This is a genomic window from Streptomyces sp. NPDC007164 (genome assembly GCF_040634135.1).
Taxonomy (GTDB): domain Bacteria; phylum Actinomycetota; class Actinomycetes; order Streptomycetales; family Streptomycetaceae; genus Streptomyces; species Streptomyces sanglieri.
This window is the reverse complement of record NZ_JBEYFB010000009.1, coordinates 184,870-205,310: the sequence shown is the minus strand read 5'-3', so window position 1 is coordinate 205,310 and position 20,441 is coordinate 184,870. Positions and strand designations below refer to the sequence as shown.

The 20,441-nt window shown below is 71.8% G+C and carries 17 protein-coding genes; 6 read left to right on the top strand and 11 right to left on the bottom strand.

The features are described 5' to 3' along the window. Window positions 1–17 precede the first annotated feature (17 nt). The 3 genes from ABZ622_RS15535 to ABZ622_RS15525 form a co-directional block, all read right to left on the bottom strand. Window positions 18–1,346 carry a deoxyguanosinetriphosphate triphosphohydrolase gene (locus tag ABZ622_RS15535; protein WP_360543295.1) on the bottom strand — a complete coding sequence of 443 codons (1,329 nt, stop codon included), beginning with the start codon at window positions 1,344–1,346 and terminating at the stop codon, window positions 18–20. A gap of 137 nt (window positions 1,347–1,483) precedes the next feature. After that, window positions 1,484–1,675, bottom strand: coding sequence for a hypothetical protein (locus tag ABZ622_RS15530; protein WP_360543256.1), 192 nt, complete (start codon window positions 1,673–1,675; stop codon window positions 1,484–1,486). Window positions 1,676–1,743: 68 nt separating this feature from the next. Then, entirely contained in the window at window positions 1,744–2,556 is an 813-nt protein-coding gene (locus ABZ622_RS15525; protein ID WP_360543254.1) for a Cof-type HAD-IIB family hydrolase, read from the bottom strand. A 154-nt stretch (window positions 2,557–2,710) separates the two neighbouring features. Here ABZ622_RS15525 and ABZ622_RS15520 point away from each other — a divergent pair, with 154 nt between their 5' ends. Next, a complete protein-coding gene (locus ABZ622_RS15520) occupies window positions 2,711–3,421 on the top strand; it encodes an ElyC/SanA/YdcF family protein (protein ID WP_360543252.1) in 711 nt (236 codons plus the stop codon). 34 nt (window positions 3,422–3,455) lie between these two features. Here the strand turns inward: ABZ622_RS15520 and cutA are convergent, their stop codons facing one another. Both cutA and ABZ622_RS15510 read right to left on the bottom strand, forming a co-directional pair. Then, window positions 3,456–3,794 (bottom strand): divalent-cation tolerance protein CutA, encoded by a 339-nt coding sequence (gene cutA / locus ABZ622_RS15515; RefSeq protein WP_360543250.1) that lies wholly within the window; start codon window positions 3,792–3,794, stop codon window positions 3,456–3,458. An 86-nt stretch (window positions 3,795–3,880) separates the two neighbouring features. Continuing rightward, window positions 3,881–4,507: an NAD(P)H-dependent oxidoreductase gene (locus tag ABZ622_RS15510; RefSeq protein ID WP_360543248.1), complete on the bottom strand. Its 627-nt coding sequence runs from the start codon at window positions 4,505–4,507 to the stop codon at window positions 3,881–3,883. 235 nt (window positions 4,508–4,742) lie between these two features. Between ABZ622_RS15510 and ABZ622_RS15505 the strand changes: the two genes are divergently transcribed. Next, complete coding sequence (locus ABZ622_RS15505) at window positions 4,743–8,981, top strand: serine protease (RefSeq protein WP_360543246.1); 4,239 nt, start codon at window positions 4,743–4,745, stop codon at window positions 8,979–8,981. A gap of 91 nt (window positions 8,982–9,072) precedes the next feature. Further along, entirely contained in the window at window positions 9,073–9,873 is an 801-nt protein-coding gene (locus ABZ622_RS15500) for an aminotransferase class IV family protein (protein WP_360543244.1), read from the top strand. Window positions 9,874–9,933: 60 nt separating this feature from the next. Here the strand turns inward: ABZ622_RS15500 and ABZ622_RS15495 are convergent, their stop codons facing one another. From ABZ622_RS15495 to ABZ622_RS15480, 4 genes are all read right to left on the bottom strand, one after another. Beyond that, the gene (locus tag ABZ622_RS15495; RefSeq protein WP_360543242.1) at window positions 9,934–11,616 is read right to left on the bottom strand and encodes an ABC transporter family substrate-binding protein; all 1,683 of its coding nucleotides are present in this window, start codon (window positions 11,614–11,616) and stop codon (window positions 9,934–9,936) included. 66 nt (window positions 11,617–11,682) lie between these two features. Further along, window positions 11,683–13,764 carry an ABC transporter ATP-binding protein gene (locus ABZ622_RS15490; protein WP_360543240.1) on the bottom strand — a complete coding sequence of 694 codons (2,082 nt, stop codon included), beginning with the start codon at window positions 13,762–13,764 and terminating at the stop codon, window positions 11,683–11,685. Then, complete coding sequence (locus ABZ622_RS15485) at window positions 13,761–14,765, bottom strand: ABC transporter permease (protein ID WP_360543238.1); 1,005 nt, start codon at window positions 14,763–14,765, stop codon at window positions 13,761–13,763. Before ABZ622_RS15485 ends, ABZ622_RS15490 begins: the two co-directional genes overlap by 4 nt. A 1-nt stretch (window position 14,766) precedes the next feature. Further along, entirely contained in the window at window positions 14,767–15,750 is a 984-nt protein-coding gene (locus ABZ622_RS15480; protein ID WP_360543236.1) for an ABC transporter permease, read from the bottom strand. A gap of 622 nt (window positions 15,751–16,372) precedes the next feature. On the opposite strand from ABZ622_RS15480, the gene ABZ622_RS15475 reads away from it, so the two are divergent. Next, the gene (locus ABZ622_RS15475) at window positions 16,373–17,281 is read left to right on the top strand and encodes a hypothetical protein (protein ID WP_360543299.1); all 909 of its coding nucleotides are present in this window, start codon (window positions 16,373–16,375) and stop codon (window positions 17,279–17,281) included. A 99-nt stretch (window positions 17,282–17,380) separates the two neighbouring features. Next, window positions 17,381–18,004 (top strand): class F sortase, encoded by a 624-nt coding sequence (locus tag ABZ622_RS15470; RefSeq protein WP_360543234.1) that lies wholly within the window; start codon window positions 17,381–17,383, stop codon window positions 18,002–18,004. 24 nt (window positions 18,005–18,028) lie between these two features. On the opposite strand, the gene ABZ622_RS15465 is transcribed toward ABZ622_RS15470, so the two are convergent. Continuing rightward, window positions 18,029–18,817 (bottom strand): TSUP family transporter, encoded by a 789-nt coding sequence (locus ABZ622_RS15465; RefSeq protein ID WP_360543232.1) that lies wholly within the window; start codon window positions 18,815–18,817, stop codon window positions 18,029–18,031. Window positions 18,818–19,000: 183 nt separating this feature from the next. On the opposite strand from ABZ622_RS15465, the gene ABZ622_RS15460 reads away from it, so the two are divergent. After that, window positions 19,001–19,930, top strand: coding sequence for an oxidoreductase (locus ABZ622_RS15460; protein ID WP_360543230.1), 930 nt, complete (start codon window positions 19,001–19,003; stop codon window positions 19,928–19,930). A 31-nt stretch (window positions 19,931–19,961) separates the two neighbouring features. On the opposite strand, the gene ABZ622_RS15455 is transcribed toward ABZ622_RS15460, so the two are convergent. Next, window positions 19,962–20,375, bottom strand: a complete 414-nt coding sequence (locus tag ABZ622_RS15455; protein ID WP_360543228.1) for a VOC family protein — start codon at window positions 20,373–20,375, stop codon at window positions 19,962–19,964. Window positions 20,376–20,441 lie beyond the last annotated feature (66 nt).

Genomic DNA, 20,441 nt, shown 5'->3' with positions numbered 1-20,441 from the left:
ACGGGCCGGATCAACGGTCAGCCGAGGCGGTTCGCGAGCGTGGCGTGCAGCGAGCGGGCCGAGGCGTCGGTCAGGGCGGCGATCTGGTCGACCAGCACCCGCTTGCGGGCCCTGTCGTCGCGGGCGGCGTCGAACATGGCCCGGAACTGCGGCTCCAGCCCCTCCGGGGCGCGCGCGGTGAGGGCGGCGGCCAGCTCGGCGATGACGATCCGCTGGTCGGCGCGGATCGCCTCCTGCTCGGCGCGCTGCATGACGTACCGGTCGGCGACCGCCTTGAGGACGGCGCATTCGTTGCGGGCCTCGCGGGGCACGACCAGCTCGGCGGCGTACCGGCCCAGGCGGCCCGTCCCGTGGGCCTGCCGGGTGCTGCTCTCGGCGGCGAGGCAGAACCGGCCGATCAGCTGGCTCGTCGCGTCCTTCAGCCGGGCCTGGGCGACGGCGGAGCCGTCGTAGCCGTGCGGCCACCAGTCCTGGGCGATGAGCCGGTCCAGCGCGTCGGCCAGCTCCTGGGGCTCGGTGTCCGCCGGGACGTAGCGGCCGATGGCGACCGCCCAGATCGCGTTCCGCTCCGGTTCGGCGTGGAGGCGGTCGGGGTCGATGTGCCCGGCGTGCAGCCCGTCCTCGAAGTCGTGCACGGAGTAGGCGACGTCGTCGGACCAGTCCATGACCTGGGCCTCGAAGCACTTGCGGTCCTTCGGTGCCCCCTCGCGGGCCCATTCGAAGACCGGCAGGTCGTCCTCGTACACCCCGAATTTCGGCGAGCCGGGGTCGGTGGGGTGTGCGCCGCGCGGCCACGGGTACTTGGTGGCGGCGTCCAGGGCGGCACGGGTCAGGTTGAGCCCGACACTGACCAGCTCGCCGGTGCGGGTGTCGGGGACGAAGCGCTTCGGTTCGATTCTGGTCAGCAGCCGCAGCGACTGGGCGTTGCCCTCGAAGCCACCGCAGTCCGAGGCGAAGTCGTTGAGCGCCTGCTCGCCGTTGTGCCCGAACGGCGGGTGGCCCAGGTCGTGGGCGAGGCAGGCCGTCTCGACGAGGTCCGGGTCGCAGCCGAGCGCGGCCCCGAGCTCCCGGCCGACCTGGGCGCATTCGAGGGAGTGGGTGAGCCTGGTCCGGGGGCTGGCGTCCCAGGCGTGGCTGCGGGTGCCCGGGGTGACGACCTGGGTCTTCCCGGCGAGCCGGCGCAGCGCGGCGGAGTGCAGCACCCGGGCACGGTCGCGCTGGAACGCGGTGCGGCCCGGCCGTTTGTCCGGCTCGGTGTCCCAGCGCTCGGCGTCGGCCGGGCCGTAGGGGCCGGTGCCGTGGTCCTGCGTGCCGTGCGTGCCCGGTGTGACCCGCGTGCCGTGCATGCCGTGAGTGCCGTGCGTGCCCGGTGTGCCCGGTGTGACCTGCGTACCGTCCATGCCGTCCATGCCGTCCATGGGTCCGACAGTAAACGGCCGGACCGACAAGAAGGCTCAGGCGGCCGCCCCGAGATGTCCGTTCATCAGGTTTTTTCCGCGGATACGCCCCGGGCGCCGTCCTGGAGCCGGGCGTCCGCCGGTGCGGACCTGCGGGTTCCGTTCCGGGTGACCAGGCAGAGCTGGGTGCCGAGCTGTGCGGTGATACGGGTCAGCAGTTGCGCCGTGCTGTCGAGGGGCAGGGACTCCTGGGCTGGTGCCGGTGCCGGCTGCGTCATGGCTCGATGGTGCGGGAGGGAGGTTGCGGCGCCGTTGCGGGCGGGTGACGGGCTGCGTGCCGCCGGGTTCAGCGGGCGGGTCCGAAGAGCCGTTCGATGACGTCCGCGACCCCGTCCTCCTCGTTGCTGAGGGTGTGCGTCGCTATCGCGGCCAGCACGCTCGGGTGGGCGTTGCCCATCGCGTAACCGGCGCCTGCCCATTCGAGGACGCTCAGGTCGTTGGGCATGTCGCCGAAGGCGACGACCTCCGCGGCGTCGATGCCCCGCCCGGCGCACAGCACCGACAGGGTGCCGGCCTTGGTGACCCCGGACGCGCTGATCTCCAGCAGCCCGCGCCCGCCGGAGTGGGTGAGCTGCACCCCGTCGACGGCCCCCGCCTCGGCGGCGGCCAGCAGCGCGTCCGCGTCGAGCCGGTCCGACCAGGCGAGGAGCTTGGTGACCGGGGCGTCGGCCAGCCAGAGCTCCGTGAGCGACGGTACGGGCAGCTCGGCGCCGGTGTCCTCGGAGAGCCGCAGGCGGTAGGCCGGCTCGTACAGGATGTGGTCGCCGGTCTCCAGGGCGAAGCCGATCCCGGGCACGGCGGCGGCGAGCGCGGTGGCCACGCGGCGGGCGGTGGTGAGCGGCAGGGCGCGGGAGGAGACGACGGTGCGCGTCCCGATGTCGTACACCATCGCCCCGTTGCTGCACACCGCCGTCCCCCCGAAGCCCGCGGCGTCGGCGAGCCGGTCGACGAACCTGGGCGGCCGGGCGGTGACGAGGACGATCTCCGCGCCGGCGCTCTCGGCGGTGCGCAGGGCGCGCAGGGTGCGGGGCGAGAGGGTGCCGTCGTTGCGCAGGAGGGTGCCGTCGAGATCGGAGGCGATCAGTCGTGGACGCAGCATTGGGCGATGCTAAGGGGCGGCCCGCGCGGCGGTGCGCGCGCCCCGGTCCGGTGGGGCGTGCGGCATTCGTCCCGTCCGTCCGAGAACTCTTTCGGTCTCCGGATCGTCCGATCAAGTGGGACGACCGAGCACGGTACGGAAAGAGGGGGCTCCCATGCGGGTGAAGTGGCCGGGACGGCAGTTGCTCGGGCGGTTGCGGCCGCGGCGGCCGTGGACGCGGCGCGGGCAGCGGCGGGCCGTGCAGGCGGTGATGCTCGCGTGCGTGGCCGGGCTGGCGCCCATGACCTGGATGTACTCCGTCGCCGACGCCCGGGTCAGGACGACCGCGGACGCGCCCGCGCAGCAGGTGGTCATGGTGTTCGGGGCGGGGCTCTGGCAGGGCAGGCCGTCGCCGTATCTCGCCAACCGGCTGAAGGCCGCCGCCGAGCTGTACCGGGACGGGAAGGTGAAGGTCGTGCTCGTGACCGGGGACAACAGCCGGAAGGAGTACGACGAGCCGGATGCCATGCGCACCTATCTCCGGGAGCACAGGGTGCCGGACGAGCGGATCGTGAGCGACTTCGCCGGGTTCGACACCTGGGACTCCTGTGTTCGGGCCAAGAAGATCTTCGGGGTCGACCGCGCGGTGCTGGTCAGCCAGGGGTTCCACATCCGCCGGGCGATCGCGCTCTGCCGGTCCGCGGGAATCGACGCGTACGGGGTGGGCGTGGACGCCAAGCACGACGCGACCTGGTACTACGGCGGGACGCGGGAGGTGTTCGCGGCGGGGAAGGCGGCGCTGGACGCCTTGTTCAAGCCCGATCCGCACTTCCTGGGGCCCCGGGAGCCGGGAATCGGGGAGGCGTTGGCGGCGCAGGAGCGGTAGGCCCTGTGGCCCCGGACCTCCGGGGCCACAGGGGCTACAGGGACGTGACCGGGGCGGTCTCGGCCGAGACCCAGGCCAGGTAGCGGGCGCTGCCCCGTACCACCGGGATCGCGATGATCTCCGGGGTCTCGTAGTCGTGCGCCGCCTCCAGATGGGCTTCCAGTTCGGCGTACCGCTCCGCTGTCGTCTTGAACATCAGCTGCCACTCCTCGGTGGTCTCGATGGCGTTCTGCCAGCGGTAGACCGAGGTGACGGGCGCGGAGATCTGTACGCAGGCGGCGAGCCGCGCCTCCACCGCGCCCTGCGCCAGCGCATGGGCCTTCTCCTCACTGTCCGTCGTGGTCAGTACGGTCAGCCATGCCGGCGTCGTCACCTTCGGCTCCTGCGGGGTCGGGTTGCGGGGTGTCCCGGTACCCGTCGATTGTCGGGGATGCCGCGGCGCGGCGCAGCGTTCCCGGGTCAGGCGCCGTACGGGCGGACCGCCTTGGCGTCGCGCAGGGCGTGCCCCCACCAGACCAGCTGGTCGAGCAGCACCTTGGCCGCCGCGTCGCAGCCCGCCGGATCCTGGTGCCTGCCCTCGTCGTCGAAGAGCGCGCCCGCGTTGTGGAAGGACACCGTTTCGCGGATGCCCACGGTGTGCAGCTCCGCGAAGACCTGCCGCAGGTGCTCGACGGCGCGCAGTCCGCCGGAGACCCCGCCGTACGAGACGAAGGCGACGGGTTTGGCCTGCCACTCGTCGCGGTGCCAGTCGATGAGGTTCTTCAGCGGGGCCGGGTACGAGTGGTTGTACTCGGGGGTGACGACGACGAAGGCGTCGGCCGCCGCCAGTCTGGACGCGACGGCCGCGAGCCGGTCCCGGGCGTCGGCGTCGGGCCGGAAGGAGAGCGCGACCGGGAGGCCGAGTTCGGCGATGTCGATCACGTCGGTCTCGATGTCGGGGTGGTTCGCGGTGTGGGAGAGGAACCAGCCGGAGACGACGGGGGCGAACCGCCCCTCGCGGTTGCTGGCGACGATGACCGCGACCTTCAGGGGGGCGGTGGAGCCGGTCGTGGGTGCGGTGGATGAAGGTGCTGTGGTGAGGTCCATGCGGAGAGACTCGTATGTCAACCATGGTTGAGGTCAACCCCGTCCGAGCCGGGGTCCACGGGATCCCCGGACCCCGGCCCCCGTGGCCGGGTTGGCCCGCTCGGACGGCAGTCCGCCGAATCGCGGGTTCTGCGCGGTACTTGTGCGTACCGTGATGCCTCGGAGACGCCGGTTCGACGAGTACGGCATGACGAGTACGACATATCGCCGTCAGGGATCCGCGGGGGGGCTGTCCATGGCTGTGTTACGGGGAAGCGACGTCCTGGAGGCGTCGCAGGCGCGGGTGTACGCGGACGACGGAAAGGTGATCGGGGCCGGATTCCTGGTTGCCGGGGACGTGTTGTGCACCTGTGCGCATGTCGTCGCCAGAGCGCTCGGGTTGCCGGGAGCCGGGCCCGAGGAGCCGCCCGACCGGGCCGTGGAGGTCGATTTCCCCCTGGTCACCGGACGCCCCCGGGTGCGCGCGACCGTGGAGTCCTGGCGCACGGGCGGTGCCGATGTCGCACTGCTGCGGCTCGACGAGCCGGTCGAGGGCACCCGGCCCGCACCGCTGGTCGACGGGACGGGCGTGTGGGAACACCCCTTCCGGACCATGGGCTTCCCGGCCGGCGCGGGGCATGGCAGCTGGGCCCACGGGACCCTGCGCGCCAGGCTGGGGTCCGGCTGGGTGCAGATGGAGACCAGCGAGCCCGGTCCGCGCATCGTGCAGGGCTTCAGCGGGGCGCCGGTCTGGGACGACAGGCAGAACGGCGTCGTCGGCATGACGGTCGCCGCCCACCTGGAAGAGCGCACCGCGTATCTGCTGCCCTCGGCCGATCTGGTCGACGAGGCGACGCTGGTGCCGCGTTGCCCGTTCCAGGGGCTGACCGCCTTCGCCGAGGACGACGCCGAGTTCTTCCACGGCCGGGACGCCGACACCGAACGGCTGCTCGCCGCCGTCCGCGGGCGTTCCGTGACACTGGTGGCCGGGCCGTCGGGGTGCGGCAAGTCGTCGCTCGTGAGTGCCGGGGTGCTGCCCCGGCTGCGGGCGGCCGGGGCAGGGGTGACGGAGCTGCGGCCCGTGCCGGGGGTGCGCCCGGCCGCAGTCGTCGCGCGAGCGCTGGCCGGGGTGCTGGAGCCGGAGCTGGGCGAGGTCGAACGCCTCGCGGGGGCCGAGGAGTTGGCGGACCTCCTTGAGGCGAACCGCGACTTCGCCGCCGAATTGCGCGACCGGGTGCTGGCCCGCAGCGGGGGTGCCGCCGGCCACGTTCTCTTCGTGGACCAGCTGGAGGAGTACGTGAGCGCCGGACCCGACGCCGGCCGTACGCTGTTCGGTCTGCTGGGCGACCTGGCGGGCGGGGGCCTGCGGGTCGTCGCGACGGCGCGCCCCGGGTCCCTCGACGCGCTGATCACGGCGGACACCTCCGACCTCGTCGGCGATGCCGTGCGGTTCCTCGCGCCGCTCACCGCCGAGGACCTCGGGCAGGCGGTGACCGCACCGGTCGACGCCGTCCCCGGGCTGTGGTTCGAAGCGGGCCTGCCGGAGCGGATCGTCGCGGACGCGGGCGACGAGCCCGGCCGTATGCCGCTGGTCCAGTTCGCGCTGACCGAGCTGTGGCGGCGGCGCAGCCGGGCCATGCTCACGCACGCGGCCTACGACGAACTGGGCGGTGTCGCGGGCGCGCTCGTCGGCTCCGCCGACCAGGCCTACGAGAAGCTGTCGGGTTCCGAACGGGGCCTCGCCCGGCGGCTCTTCGTCCAGCTCGCCCGCCCGGGTGACGGGGACGCCTTCACCCGCAGACCCACCCGTACGACCGGTCTCGCCCCGGAACTCGTCGCGCTCGCGCGCAGGCTCGCACCGGACAAGCTCGTCGTCCTCTCCCACGCGCCGGGCAGCGGTGAGCACGAGGAGATCGTCGACCTGGCGCACGAGGCCCTGACCGTCCACTGGCCCCGCCTCCGGCGCTGGCTCACCGAGTCCCGCGACTTCCGTCTCTGGCAGGAACAGGTGCGCGCCGATCTGGTCCGCTGGCAGTCCCAGCAGCGCGAGTCCGCCCGTCTCCTCAGCGGCACGGACCTCGCCGAGGCGGAACGCAGACTGGCCGGGCATTCCGACCCGGACGACATCTCGGCGGCCGAGCGGGAGTACGTCCACCTCAGCAGGCGGCACGCGCGTCGCGGCACCCGTCTGCGGCAGGCCGCCGTGGCGGTGCTGGCCACGCTGACCGTCCTCGCGGTCGTCCTGGCGTTCACCACGTATCAGGGCCTCCGGCGGGCAGAGGACCAGCTGCGCACCCAGGCGGCCGGTCTCCTCGCCCAGGCGTCGGAGGAGCGCCCGCCCAACGATCCGGGCACGGCGCTGCAGTTGGCCCTGGCGGCGTGGCACGCGGCGGACACGCCGCAGGCCCGGCAGGCGTTGACGAACCAGTACGTGCGGGGGCAGTACGTCACGGGCTCCTATCCGTCCCTGTGGCGCGGCAGGATCGACAGTCTGGCCGCGAGCGACGACGGCCGGGCGCTGGTGGTGGAATCGGAGGTGTCGGGCAATCAGTCGACGCTGACCGTGGTCACCGGCGCTCCGGGCGAGAAGCGCCGCGCGCAGGAACTCGGCAACATCCCCGAGGGCGAAGTGCGGGTTGCGATGAGCCCCGACGGGCGCTTCGTCGCAGCCGCCGTCCCCACGGGGGACGTCCGCCTGTGGAGGATGGACGGGGACGACGCGAAGCGCCCCGTGGCCCTGACGAGCAGCCCCTACAGACTCCGCGGAGGCATGGACACGAGACTGGACTTCAGCAGCGACAGCAGGCGGCTCCTCCTGGGGATCATCCCCGCCCAAGGGTGCGTCACCGCCGGGAACCGGTGCAGCAAGGCCCTCGTGGACGTATGGGGGACCGGCCTCGACGACGGGCCCGTGGCGACCCACCGGATCGCGCTGGAGAAGAGCCTGGGCGACGTGGCGTTCACCTCCGACGCGAACTCCGTGGCGGTCGTTCCCGCTTCCGGGGAGGGCGAGGGAACCGTGGACGTGCGGGACCTCTCGTCCGGACGTCTGCTGTATTCCAGGAGCGTGACCACTTCGGGGTATGCGAGGTTCCGGGAGGGCGGAAACCTCGTCGCCCCCGACAAGGACAGGCCCGGAAAGGCACTGGAACTCGGCCGGGCACCAGGGCGTACGTACGAGGCGCCCAGCTCTTTCCAGTCCGATGCCACCGAGCGTTACACCTACGACATGGTGACCGTCGAACCGGGCACGGGTGCGGAGCTGGAGTACGTGGAGCTCCTTCTGCTCGATGTACGCGGCAGCCGCACGTACTACACGCGCATTCCCAGTGCCGGCTTCGGGAACTGGCCGGAGATCGCCATCGTCCCGGGGGAGGGAAAAGGGCCGACGGTCCTGGCGGTCCTGGGGTCGACCCTGTTGGAGACACGGGCCGAACCGGTCGGCGGCGAGCGCTTCCGGTCCGGTTATCCGGACGAAAGCGTGGAGACTCTGTCTCCGGACGGAAGGCTCCTGGCCCGTGTGGCGGGCGGTCGGATCAATGTCCTGGACACTTCCCGCCGCGAGCGGATTCGGTCCTTCCGCCTTTCCGGACCGGCCCGGCCTCAGGGCTGGGCAGCGGCATGGACCGCCGACTCCCGGCGGCTGGCGGTGTGGGGAGAGGACGGCCGGTCCCTCCGTTCCTACCCGATGGACGGCGCCGGGTCACGGCCCACCCTCCTGAACGACGCGCTGCCGGACTTCGACCAGGTCAAGGCCGTGGCCGGCGTCGGCGGCAGCGAGATCGCCGTCGTCTCCGCCGACGCCCGGCTGGCACGAGTGGACGCCGCTACCGGGAAGGTGACGACGCGCCCCTTCTCGATCCACCGGAACACGAGTGACGGCGACAGCGGGGACGTCCACTTCGGAGACATTCAGCTCGCCGCAAGGCCGAAGCACCCCGGTCAGGTCGCGACGGCGACGTTCGGTTCCACCATCGGGCGCAACGCGGTCCTGCTGTGGGACCTGCACGGCTCCCGACTCGTGACCACACTGCGCAGGATGCCCGTCACCACGGCGCCGCCCGGCGCCCGGTACCCCGCATCGTTCGTCTTCGACCCGGCGGGCACGCACCTCGCGGTCGTCAACACCGATACCCGGGCGCAGGTCTGGAACGTGTCGAGCGCGAAGCCGGTCGCCGCACCCGTGCCGTGGAAGACGGAGGACCAGCTCGCCGGCCTGACAGCGGACGGGCGTGTTGTCGCTTTTCGCGACAAGCGCCTCCACTTCATCGACCCGGAAGAGAGCAGTAACAACGTGTCGATGCCGATACCACCGGGCTTGCTCCACCTCGACGGGCACCGTCTGACCGTCGAGTCGAAGGGCGTGAAGCAGAGCTTCGACCTGCGGCCCGAGGCCCAGTTCCGGGCGCTCTGCGACGCCGCCGGGCGGGACTTCACCGCCGCCGAACGCAAGCTGCTGCCGAACGGCACACCCGACGAGCCGCCGTGCTCCTGACCAGGTACGCGCACCAGGAACCGTCCTGACCGGCGCCGCCCGCCGAGCCCTGGGCCGTCGCCCCGCGCTTCACCGGGCCTACGGTGGAGGCATGACGACTCCCCCGCACCAGCCCTTCCCGTACGCCGAGTTCGACGGCCGTCCGGCCACCGAGGCGGACCTGCGGATTCCGGCCTTCCTCGGCTATGGCCATTTCACGGCCATGCAGGTCAGGGACGGAAAGGTACGCGGCCTCGATCTGCATCTGGCCCGGCTGGACGGCGCGAACCGGGAGTTGTTCGAGCGCCCGCTCGACGGGGACCGGGTCCGCGCACTGATCCGGCACGCGCTGGAGGGCGCCGGGGTGCGGGACGCCTCGGTCCGGGTGCACGGCTATCAGCCGCCGGGTGACAGGGAGACGACCGTCATGGTCACGGTGCGCGGACCGGCCCGCAAGTCCGCCGAACCGCACGCCCTGATGTCCGTCCCGTACGCCCGTACCGTGCCGCACATCAAGCGGCCCGGCGACTTCGGCCAGATGTACCACGCGCGAGCGGCCGCCCGCGCCGGGTTCGACGAGGCCCTGCTGACCCTGCCGGACGGCACGGTGACGGAGGGCGCGATCACCAACGTCGGCTTCTGGGACGGCACTTCGGTGGTCTGGCCCGACGCGCCGTGCCTGATCGGCATCACCATGGCGCTGTTGGAGCGGGGACTGCCGGGCGTGGGGCCGGAGTCCGTACGGCGTCCGGTGACCCTGGACGGGCTGGGCGCGTTCCGCTCGGCGTTCCTCACCAACTCGCAGGGCATCGCGCCGGTCGGGCGGATCGACGACACCCGGTTCACGGTGGACGAGGAGCTGATGAAGCGGATCGGGCAGGCGTACGCGGGCGCCCGGTGGGACATGGTCTGACGCGCCCGGCCCCGGTGCGGTCGGCGACCGTACCGGGGCCGGGGCCCGCGCGTGTGCGGGTTACTTCTCCCAGCCGATGGTCTCCGGGAGCGGGCTGTGGAAGATGGTGGCGCCGACGTTGGCGAGGCCCTTCTTCACGCTGTACGTCGAGGGGCCGCTGAACAGCGGCAGGAAGGCGTACTGCCGGAGGGCCTTCCGCTCGACCTCGTTGACCGCCTTCACCTGCTCGCCGAGGTCCGGGATCGCGGTGGTCGCGCGGATCTCCTTGTCCAGGGCCGGCGTACCGGCGCCGGTGATGTTGGAGTCACGGTCCGAGCAGTAGAAGTCGCACAGGTAGCGGGCGCCGAACGGGTCCATGGAGCGGTTGCCGGACAGGAAGAGGTCGAACCTGCGCTCGCTGAGGATCTTCGAGAAGTCCGCCTCGTCGGCCTTCTTGGTGACGACCTTCACGCCGACCGGCTTCAGCATCGCGGTGAAGGCACCGGCGACGGCCTTGTCCAGCGGCTGGTCGCCGAGGATCGTGTAGCCGACCTCCAGCTTCTTGCCGTCCTTGACCCGGATGCCGTCGCTGCCGGGCTTCCAGCCCGCCGCGTCGAGCGTCTTCTTCGCCTCGTCGGGTGAGTACTTCAGGACGGCGGAGACATTGTCCCGGTAGCCCTTCTGGAAGCTGTACAGCACCGCCGAACCGGGCAGCGGCTCCTTGTAGTCGAGCCCCTGGAACTGGATCTTCGCGATCTGGGAGCGGTCGATGCTCTCCTGGACGGCCTTGCGGACGGCCGTGTCCGCGAGGTTCGCCGACTTGGTGTTGAAGTAGAGGGAGTACTCGAAGGGGCTGCCGCCCCTGCGGATCTCGGTGTCCTTGAGCCCCTTGACCTGCTTCAGGCTCTCCGCGTCGACGGCCGAGGTGTAGTCGAGCTGGCCGTTCTTGAAGGCGTTGACCGCCGCGGTCGACTCCAGGTTGACGTACACGCGCTTGTCGAGCTTGCCCTTCCTGCCCCACCACTTCGGGTTGCGGACGAAGGTGATGCCGCCGGAGTGGGTGTCCCACTGGCCGACCGTGTACGGGCCGGCGCCCCACTCCGGGTGGGCCTTCTTGACGTACGCCTTGTTGAAGTTGGCGACGGTGGCCGCCTTCGGGTGCAGGAAGGTGGTGAACAGGGTCGTCCAGGAGGCGTTGACGCCCTTGAACTCGATGACGGCCTGCTTGGCGTTCGCGCCCTTGTGGACCGAGGTGATCTGGTCGTAGCCGTCGGTGGAGGAGGTGTCGTACGCCTTGTCGGAGCCGTTGTTGGCCTTCCAGGTGGCCTCGATCGCGGTCCAGTCGATCGGAGTGCCGTCGTTGAAGGCTGCCTTCTCGTTGATGGTCAGCGTGACCGTCTGCCTGCCTCCCTCGACGGCGACCTTCACATCGCTGTAGTAGTCCGGGTTGTACTGCACCTCGCCGGTGGGCGAGTACGTGATCGCGTCGGCGTTGTACCAGGCCCAGACCCGGGACGCGGTCAGGGTGGCGTTGACGTTGAACGGGTTGCCCTGGTCGTCGAAGGTCCCGGCGGTGGTGTACGTGCCGCCGTCCTTGATCCGGTCGTACGGCACCGGGTTGTAGTCGGCCGCGGCCGACGCGGCCCTGGGGGCGTCCTTGTCCGCCGCGTCGGCCCCGTTCTTCCCGGACGAGGCGTCACAGGCGGTGGCGGCGACCGAGACGGCGGCGACGAGTGCGATGGGCAGGGCCAGTCTTGCGCGCATGGCGGAAGGGTTCCTTCTGGGTTCGGTGGGGTCGGGAGAGTCGGCGTGTACGAGGGGCGGCGGGGCTCAGACGGTGTGGCAGGCGTACTGGTGGCCGGGGCGTCCGGCCACCGCCGTCGGCTCGGGGCGCTCCGTGCGACAGCGCCGGCGCACCTCCTCGTCGGCGAGGCGGTACAGGGGGCAGCGGTCGACGAAGACGCAGCCGGCCGGCGGCCGGGTGGCGCTCGGCTGCTCGCCCCGGAGCACGACCCGTTCGCGGGCGCGTTCGCGCCGCGGGTCGGGCACCGGGATCGCCGAGAGCAGCGCCCGGGTGTAGGGGTGCTTCGGGTCGGCGAAGATCGTCTCGGTGTCCCCGGTCTCGACGATGTGCCCGAGGTACATCACCGCGACGCGGTCGGAGATGTACCGGACCACGGCCAGGTCGTGGGCGACCACCAGGTAGGCGAGGCCGAGTTCGCGCTTGAGCCGGGCCAGCAGGTTGATCACCCCGGCCTGCACCGATACGTCGAGGGCCGAGAGCGGCTCGTCGAGGGCGAGCAGTTTCGGCTCGGTCGCCAGGGCCCTGGCGATGCCGACCCGCTGGCGCTGGCCGCCGGAGAGCGCGGCCGGGAAGCGGCCGCTCACCGAGGCGTCCAGGCCGACCAGCGTGAGCAGTTCGTGGAACCGGGAGCGGATCGACTCGCGGTCCTGCCCGATGGCCCGGAGAGGTTCGGCGAGCAGCTGGAAGACCGGCAGCCGGGGGTTCAGGGCCCCCAGCGGGTCCTGCATGACGATCTGTACGTCCCGCCGCAACTCCCGTACCCGCGCGGCGGAGCCGACCGTCGCGACGTCGGTGCCGGCGATCTCGATCCGGCCGCCCTCGGGCTGCTTCAGCCTCAGGACCTCCAGCAGTGTCGTGGTCTTGCCGCTGCCCGATTCGCCCACCAGCCCCAGGGTCTCCCCGGCGCGCAGCTCGAAGCTCACCCGGTTGACGGCGTGCAGGGTGCCGACCCGGCGCTTGAGGAGGGCGCCCTTGGTGACCGGGAAGGTCTTGACCAGGTCCTCGACCCGGAGCACCACATCGCCGGTCGCGGTGGACCCGGAGCCGCCCGGCCGGTCGCCCGGCCCGGTCTCCCCGGCCGGGTCCAGGGTTCCGTCGGCGATCTCGTCCGCGCGCAGGCAGGCCACGTGCCCGTGTCCGGTGATCTCGCGCAGCTCGGGCTCGTCGGCCCGGCAGGCGTCCTTCGCGACGGCGCAGCGGCTCGCGAAGGGGCAGCCGCCGGGCAGGTCCACGAGGGCGGGCGGCTCCCCGCCGATCGGGACCAGGGGGCGGTGGACCCCGCTGTCCACGGTGGGCACGGCGGCCAGCAGCCTCGCGGTGTACGGCATGACCGGGCGGCGGAACAGCTCGTCGACGCCCGCCCGTTCCACGAACCGGCCCGCGTACATGACGGCGATGTCGTCCGCGTGGCCGGCCACGACCCCGAGGTCGTGGGTGATCAGGACGAGGCCGGCCCCGGTCTCCTTCTGCGCCAGCTTCAGGACGTCCAGGATCTGGGCCTGCACGGTGACGTCGAGGGCGGTGGTGGGCTCGTCGGCGACGAGGACGGACGGCTTGTTGGCGATCGCCATGGCGATGACGACGCGCTGGCGCATGCCGCCGGAGAACTCGTGCGGAAACGACCTGGCCCGGCCCCGCGGGTCGGGTATGCCGACGAGATCGAGCAGTTCGACGGCCTGTTCCCAGGCCGCCCGCTTCGTGAGGTCCTGGTGGACGCGCAGGGCGTCGGAGAGCAGCCGGCCCACGGAGAAGATCGGTGTGAGCGCGGACAGCGGGTCCTGGAAGACCATGCCGATGGAGTTGCCGCGTACCGCGGAGAGTTCCTTGTCGCCGAGGCCGATCAGGTCCTGTCCGCCGAGCAGCACCCGGCCCCGCAGTTCGGCGGCGGGCGGCAGCAGGCCCATCACGGCCATCGCGGTGGCCGACTTGCCCGAGCCGGACTCGCCGACGATGCCGAGGGTCCGGCCCGGCAGGAGGTCGAAGCCGACGCCGCGCACCGCCTCGACGGGGCCGGCCTCCGAGGGGAAGGTGACCCGCAGGTCCCGCACCGAGAGCACGGGGGTGGCGCCGGTGGCCGCCGGGGATCCGGCCAGGGTGGTGAGGGTCATCGTCGGCCTCCTGCCGTACCGGTCACGGACGTGGGGTCGAGGGCGTCGCGCAGCCCGTCGCCGACGAAGGTCATCGACATGGTGAGCAGCACGACCAGACCCGCGGGGAAGGCGAAGAGCCACGGGGCGCTCGTGACGGTGCTCGCACCGTCCGCGAGCATCGTGCCGAGGGAGACGTCCGGGGTCTGGACGCCGAACCCGAGGAAGGACAGGGCGGTTTCGCTGAGCACGGTCGCGACGACGCCGAGCGTCAGGTTGACGATCAGCAGCGAGCCGAGGTTGGGGATGATGTGGCGCAGGATGATGCGCGGTGCGCTGATGCCCATGAACTCGGCGGCCGTCACGTAGTCCCGCTCCCGCAGCGAGGTCGAGACGGACCAGATGACCCGCGCGGTGGACATCCAGCCGAACACCGTGAGCACGACGATCAGGACCCGCCAGTCCCCGGCGAGGCGGTGCGAGACCAGGGCGAGGATGAGGAACGAGGGGACGACCAGCAGGAAGTGGATGACGCCGAGCGTCGCCTTCTCCACCCGGCCCCCGAAGTACGCGGCGCTGGAGCCGATGACCGCGGCGACGACGATGGTCAGCGCGGAGACGCTCACGGCGATCGCCAGGGAGCGGCGGAGTCCGTGCACCGCCGAGGCGTAGACGTCGTTGCCGCCCTGGTTGGTGCCGAACCAGTGGGTGGCGCTCGGTGGTTGGGTGAGCGCGGCGAAGTCGGCGTCGGAGTACGCGTAGGAGGTGAACAGCCCGCCGAACAGGCTGAACAGCACCAGCAGCACGAAGATCACCACCCCGACGACGGCGAGCCGGTTGCGCAGGAAGCGCCGCAGGTAGAGCCGGCCGAGGCCGAGATGGGGCGTGTCCGCCTGCCGCGCGAGGGGATCCGCCTGCCGCGCGGTGGGGTCCGCCTGCCGTGCGGGAGGATCCGCCTGCCGTGCGGGAGGATCCGTCGGCGTCGCACCGGACGCGGTGTCGGTCGTCATGTCCGTGGCCACGTCAGTTCACCCTCACTCGGGGGTCCAGGAAGACGGTGGCGACATCCGCGAGGATCGCGCCGATCGCGGTCAGCGTGGCGGCGAAGGCCGCGGTGGCGACCGTGCCGTGCACGTCGTTCTTGGCGATGGTCTGGATGAAGTAGCGGCCCATGCCGTTCCAGCCGAAGATCGTCTCGGTGATGACGGCGCCGGTGAACATGGCCGGGATGCTGAACGCCACGGAGGTGGCCGTCGGAATGAGCGCGGCGCGCAGGGCGTGCCTGCGGATCGCCCTGGACCGGGTGAGCCCGGTGGCCTGGGCGGTGCGTACGAAGTCCGCGTTGATCGTGTCCAACAGCAGCGAACGCTGTGTCAGGTGGTAGCCGACGTAACCCATCAGCGTCAGGCTCAGGGTCGGCAGGATCAGATGCAGCAGGCGGTCGCCGATCGTCGGGAACAGCCCCTCGACGCCCGGCGAGTTCTCACCGGCGACGTAGAGGAAGTGCAGCCCGGCGTTCTGGTTCAGCCAGATGGCGACGAAGACCACGGCGAGCGCGGCGACGGAGGTCGGGATGTTGAACACCGCGATGGACACGGCCTGCGAGATCCGGTCGGCCCAGCCGTACTGCCGCGACGCGGTGAAGACGGCCAGCGTGACGCCGATGACCACGGACAGGACGGTCGCGATGATGACCAGTTCGCCGCTGACGAGCGCCCGGTAGCCGATCTCGCCGTTGACGGAGACGCCGGTGGGGGACCTGCCCCAGTCGAAGTGGAGCACCACCGAGGTGAACCAGTCCCACCACCGGTGGACCAGCGGCTCCTGCGGGCTCAGGTTGTACGGGGCGAGGGCCCGGTCGATCTGGGCCTCGCTGCGGACCGGGCGCAGCTCCTTGAAGTTCGACCGCGGGTCCAGGAACCAACTGGCCAGGAAGTACGTGGCGTTGGTCGCGACCACGATCATCAGGAGCCAGCCGGTCGCCTTGCGGATCACATGGCGCACCATGCCCGGCACCTCCTCCCCGCATGTGGGAGGCGCACCTCGAAGGTGCCGGGTCTGGGGGACGTGTGCATCTGCGGCGGGGACTTTCTGGGTACGGAGCGTGAGCACGAATGTGCGGGTTCCAGCCTGGTCCGCACCTGCGGGCCGGCGCCAGCCCTTGATCGTTCTCGCCACGAGGCCGAAATACTGCCGCAGTATTCGGCCAACAAAAGTGACGGAGCGCGTATGGACGGGTGCCCTCCGCTCCGCCCCGCCCCCTCTCGGCGCGAATCCGCCCTCACCGGGTCCAGGGGGGGGGTGGGCCCGGTGAGGGCGGCGGCCGGGGGCGGCCTCGTGCACCGTCCCGTGGGGGGTGACAGACGTGTGCCCGGCACCCGCGAGGTCATGCATGTGACGTACGCCACTTTCCACTCGCGATCCATCACCCGATCGGCACCGGGTGCCGCGAGACCGACACCACCGGCCTCGATCACCGCTGTGACCTGCGCGATCACCCCTTGGCAAGGAGGCCGCGCCGGTCCGTTCGAGTGAAAGCTGACTCGGTGTCAGCAGGCATGGGTGGCGGCCCGCCCGTTAGCTCGGGGGCAGGACACACCTACTCGCGCCATCGCCGGAGGAAACCCCCATGCGTCCTGTCCGCCTAGTGACCGGTACCGCCGCATCCGCGGTGACCATAGCCACGCTCGGCTTCCTCACCGCTTGCCCCACCGCGTACGCGGACGAGGCCGGCGCACAGCGGATCAGCTCGGCCGACGCCGCGTCGCGGACCACCGACGGCCTCGGAGCACGGAACACCGACGGTCTCGCGTCGCGGACCACCGACGGCCTCGCGTCGCAGACCACCGACGGCCTCGCGTCGCAGACCACCGACGGCCTCGCGTCGCGGACCACCGACGGCCTCGGAGCACGGACCACCGGCGACGAGGCCGCGGAGGACGGGGCATCTGGCGACAGCGCCGGGTCGGGGACCGAGTCCGGGGCCGGTACGGACACCCCGTTCAGCCTCGACAAGCTCTCCGGGCTCGACGCGCCCTCGCTGCTCGACTCGGCGGGCGGGCTCGACGCCTTCTCCGGCCTCGACATACCGGGCGCGCGCGACACCCCGCCCGGGGACGAGGACACGGACCGGGGCGAGGGCTCCGACCGGGGCGACGGCTCGTCGTCCGGGCGCGGAGACTCGTCCTCGTCCGGGCAGGACAGCTCGGGCGGGCGCGAGAGCTGGAACCCCTCCGAGGAGGGCTCGGGCAAGCAGGACGGCTCGTCGTCCGGACATGACAGTTCGTCGTCCGGGCACGACAGTTCCTCCTCGTCGGGCCATGACAGCTCGTCCTCGTCCGGGTACGACAGCTCGTCGTCCGGCCACCGCCCCTCGGGCCCCACCGGTCCCACCGGGCACGTCAAAACCGGAGTCGGCGGCAGCGTCCGGCCCGACACCACCCAGATCGCGGCGGGCGCCGGCGTTCTCGCCGCGACCGCCGTCGGCGGAGCCTGGCTCCTGCGTCGCCGGGCGAGCGGCACGCAGAAAGCCGGCTGACGGAGACGGATTCACGTCTCCGTCCCGCCTGGTCTCCGTCCCGGTGGCCGCGTGCCACCGGGACGGGACCGTCCCCGTTCCGTCACCCGGAGGACGACCGTGTCCGAGAAGGCCAAGGGCTGGCTGCTGGTCATCGCGGCGCTGGCCGGTGTCTGGCTGATCCGCAACGGCGCCGGCACCCAGCTGGTCCCGCCCCGGCCGGCCGCCGCCCAGGCCTTCGCCGACGGCCCGGTACCGCAGCCGGGGTCCCCGGTCGCCGACCCGCTGAAGCCCTCGGCCCCCGTACGCATCCGCATCCCGAGCATCCGGGTGGACGCCCCGATGATGCGCCTGGGCCTGGGGCCGGACGGCAGTCTCGACGTGCCCCCGGCCGGCAACCGCAACGTCGTCGGCTGGTACCGGGACGGCACTCCCCCGGGCTCCAGGGGCAGCGCGATCGTGGCCGGCCATGTGGACAACGCGCAGGGGCGGTCGGTCTTCTACGACCTGGGCGCCCTGCGGAAGGGCAGCACGGTCGAGGTGGTCCGCCAGGACGGCCGTACCGCCGTCTTCTCCCTGGACGCGATCGAGGTCTACGAGAACGACGACTTCCCCGACCGGCGGGTGTACGGCGCCGCGTCCTTCGCCTCGCTGCGGCTGATCACCTGTGGCGGCGGCTTCTCGAAGGAGACGGGGTACGAGGGCAATGTGGTGGCGTACGCGCACCTGACCTCCGTGCGGTGAACACGGCCGCCGCCCGTGGGCCGTTCAGGCCGTCCACTGGTCGAAGGCCAGCTTCGCGACCAGCGAGAACACCACGACCAGCAGCACCCCGCGGACGAACTCGCTGCCCTTGCGGAGCGCCATCCGCGCCCCGACGAGCCCGCCCGCCAGGTTGAACACCGCCATCAGCGCGGCCAGTTGCCACAGCACGCTGCCCTGGTGGGCGAACATCGCCAGCGCGCCGGCGTTGGTGCAGACATTGACGATCTTCGCGGTGGCGGACGCCGTCACCAGGTCGAGGTGGAGCACCGCGGTCAGCGCCAGCACCAGGAACGTGCCCGTGCCGGGGCCGAACAGCCCGTCGTAGAAGCCGATGCCGCCGCCGACCAGCACGATCGCGGTGACGGTGCGGGCCCGGGTGATCCGCTGCCGCGTACCGTCGCCGGTGTCCTTGCCGAACGAGGGCCGCAGCATCACGAACGCCGCGACGGCCAGCAGCACCACCATGATCACCGGCCGCAGCACCTCGCTGCTGATCCCGGCGGCGAAGAACGCGCCGGCCATCGATCCGGCCAGCGCCGCGAGCCCGATCCGCAGCGCGGTCCCGACCTTCACCGGCGCCTTGCGTACGTATGTCACGGCCGCGCCCGACGTACCGACGATCGCGACCGCCTTGTTGGTGCCCAGCACCTGCGCGGCCGGGACGTGCGGCAGGCCCAGGAGCAGCGCGGGCAGCAGAAGGAGTCCGCCGCCGCCGACCACCGCGTCGATCCAGCCCGCCGCGGCCGCGGCGAGACAGAGGACGATCAGGGTGGTGAGCGCTATGTCCGGCATGATCATGACCTTATGGACGCGATCCGCACGCCGTCCAACCCCTGCGGCCGGATCACGGAAAAGTTGAGCGACTCCTGAGGTTCACGCCCCTCGGTGCGCCCCTGCGCCGCCGGGCGCGACCGGGCGCGGATCCGGACCGGTCCGGCAGGTCCGGGCCGCACATCGCGGTCGTACGCTGGGCCCATGAGCCACGGCTGGAGCGCCAACGACATCCCGGACCAGAGCGGCCGCACGGCCGTGGTCACCGGAGCCAACAGCGGCCTCGGCCTGCACACCGCGCGGGAGCTGGCCCGGCACGGGGCACGGGTCCTGCTCGCCTGCCGGGACGAGACGCGCGGCAGGGAGGCCGAGTCCCGGATCCGGAAGGCCGTGACCGGCGCGGACGTGGCGTTCGTACCGCTGGATCTGGCCGATCTGGGCTCGGTGCGCGAGTTCGCCGCGAACCGTGCGCCCGACCGGATCGACCTGCTGATCAACAACGCGGGCGTGATGGCCCTCCCGTACGGGACGACGGCCGACGGCTTCGAGAGGCAGTTCGGCGTCAATCACCTGGGGCACTTCGCCCTGACCGGGCTGCTGCTCCCCCGCCTCCTCGACACCCCCGGGGCGCGGGTGGTGACCGTCTCCAGCGGATTGCACGCGCTGTCCGACATCGACATGGGGGATCTCAACGGCGAGCGGAACTACCGTCGCTGGATCGCCTACGGCCGCTCGAAGACCGCCAATCTGCTCTTCGTCCACGAGCTGGCCGGGCGGCTCACGAAGGCCGGCTCCCGGCTGGTGGCCGCCGCCGCGCACCCGGGATACGCGGCGACCAACCTTCAGTCCGCCGCCGCCCGGCTGGAGAACCGCAGGGCGGTGGAGCGGCTCTTCGGTCTGGGCAACCGGATCGTCGCCCAGCCCGCGTCGGCCGGTGCGCTGCCCACGCTGTACGCGGCCACCGCGCCCGGCGTGCGCCCCGATTCGTTCACCGGTCCGGGGCTGCTGGGCTGGCGCGGTGCGCCCGCGCCGTCCTGGCGGGCGGGCTGGACGCGGGACGACATCACGAGCGAGCGGCTCTGGATGGCGTCCGAGCAGCTCACCGGGGTGACGTATCCGAGCCTCACCCCCTGAGGCCCGGCCGCCGGCCGGGTGACCGGCCGGCTCAGCCCTGCTGACCCTCGAAGGCGGCCGGGTCCATCCACACGACCTCCCAGATGTGGTGGTTCGGGTCCTGGAAGGAACGGCCGTACATGTGGCCGTAGTCCATCGGCTCGTTGGCGGGCGATCCGCCGGAGGCGAGGGCGGCGTCGACCAGCTCGTCCACCTTCTCCCTGCTCTCGGCGCTCAGGGCGAGGATCACCTCGGTGGACTTCGCGGAGTCGGCGATCTCCTTCTTGGTGAAGTCCTTGAAGCGCGGCTCGGTGAGGAGCATCGCGAAGATGGTGTCGCTGATGACGAGGCACGCCGCTTTCTCGTCGGAGAACTGCGGGTTGCACGAGAAGCCCAGCTTGCCGAAGAAGTCCTTGGTCGCTTCGAGGTCCTTGACCGGCAGGTTGACGAAGATCATCTGAGGCATGGTCGCTTCGCTCTCTCTGTTGTTCGAACGTGTACGAGAGGTAGACGGCGCGGCCTGCGGGAACTC

Excerpts from the sequence above, each read along its gene's own strand:
- ABZ622_RS15535 (WP_360543295.1), bottom strand. The coding sequence starts at position 1,346 with ATGCACGGCACGCGGGTCACACCGGGCACGCACGGCACGCAGGACCAC.
- ABZ622_RS15530 (WP_360543256.1), bottom strand. The coding sequence starts at position 1,675 with ATGACGCAGCCGGCACCGGCACCAGCCCAGGAGTCCCTGCCCCTCGAC.
- ABZ622_RS15525 (WP_360543254.1), bottom strand. The coding sequence starts at position 2,556 with ATGCTGCGTCCACGACTGATCGCCTCCGATCTCGACGGCACCCTCCTG.
- ABZ622_RS15520 (WP_360543252.1), top strand. The coding sequence starts at position 2,711 with ATGCGGGTGAAGTGGCCGGGACGGCAGTTGCTCGGGCGGTTGCGGCCG.
- ABZ622_RS15510 (WP_360543248.1), bottom strand. The coding sequence starts at position 4,507 with ATGGACCTCACCACAGCACCTTCATCCACCGCACCCACGACCGGCTCC.
- ABZ622_RS15505 (WP_360543246.1), top strand. The coding sequence starts at position 4,743 with ATGGCTGTGTTACGGGGAAGCGACGTCCTGGAGGCGTCGCAGGCGCGG.
- ABZ622_RS15500 (WP_360543244.1), top strand. The coding sequence starts at position 9,073 with ATGACGACTCCCCCGCACCAGCCCTTCCCGTACGCCGAGTTCGACGGC.
- ABZ622_RS15495 (WP_360543242.1), bottom strand. The coding sequence starts at position 11,616 with ATGCGCGCAAGACTGGCCCTGCCCATCGCACTCGTCGCCGCCGTCTCG.
- ABZ622_RS15490 (WP_360543240.1), bottom strand. The coding sequence starts at position 13,764 with ATGACCCTCACCACCCTGGCCGGATCCCCGGCGGCCACCGGCGCCACC.
- ABZ622_RS15480 (WP_360543236.1), bottom strand. The coding sequence starts at position 15,750 with ATGGTGCGCCATGTGATCCGCAAGGCGACCGGCTGGCTCCTGATGATC.
- ABZ622_RS15475 (WP_360543299.1), top strand. The coding sequence starts at position 16,373 with ATGCGTCCTGTCCGCCTAGTGACCGGTACCGCCGCATCCGCGGTGACC.
- ABZ622_RS15465 (WP_360543232.1), bottom strand. The coding sequence starts at position 18,817 with ATGCCGGACATAGCGCTCACCACCCTGATCGTCCTCTGTCTCGCCGCG.
- ABZ622_RS15460 (WP_360543230.1), top strand. The coding sequence starts at position 19,001 with ATGAGCCACGGCTGGAGCGCCAACGACATCCCGGACCAGAGCGGCCGC.
- ABZ622_RS15455 (WP_360543228.1), bottom strand. The coding sequence starts at position 20,375 with ATGCCTCAGATGATCTTCGTCAACCTGCCGGTCAAGGACCTCGAAGCG.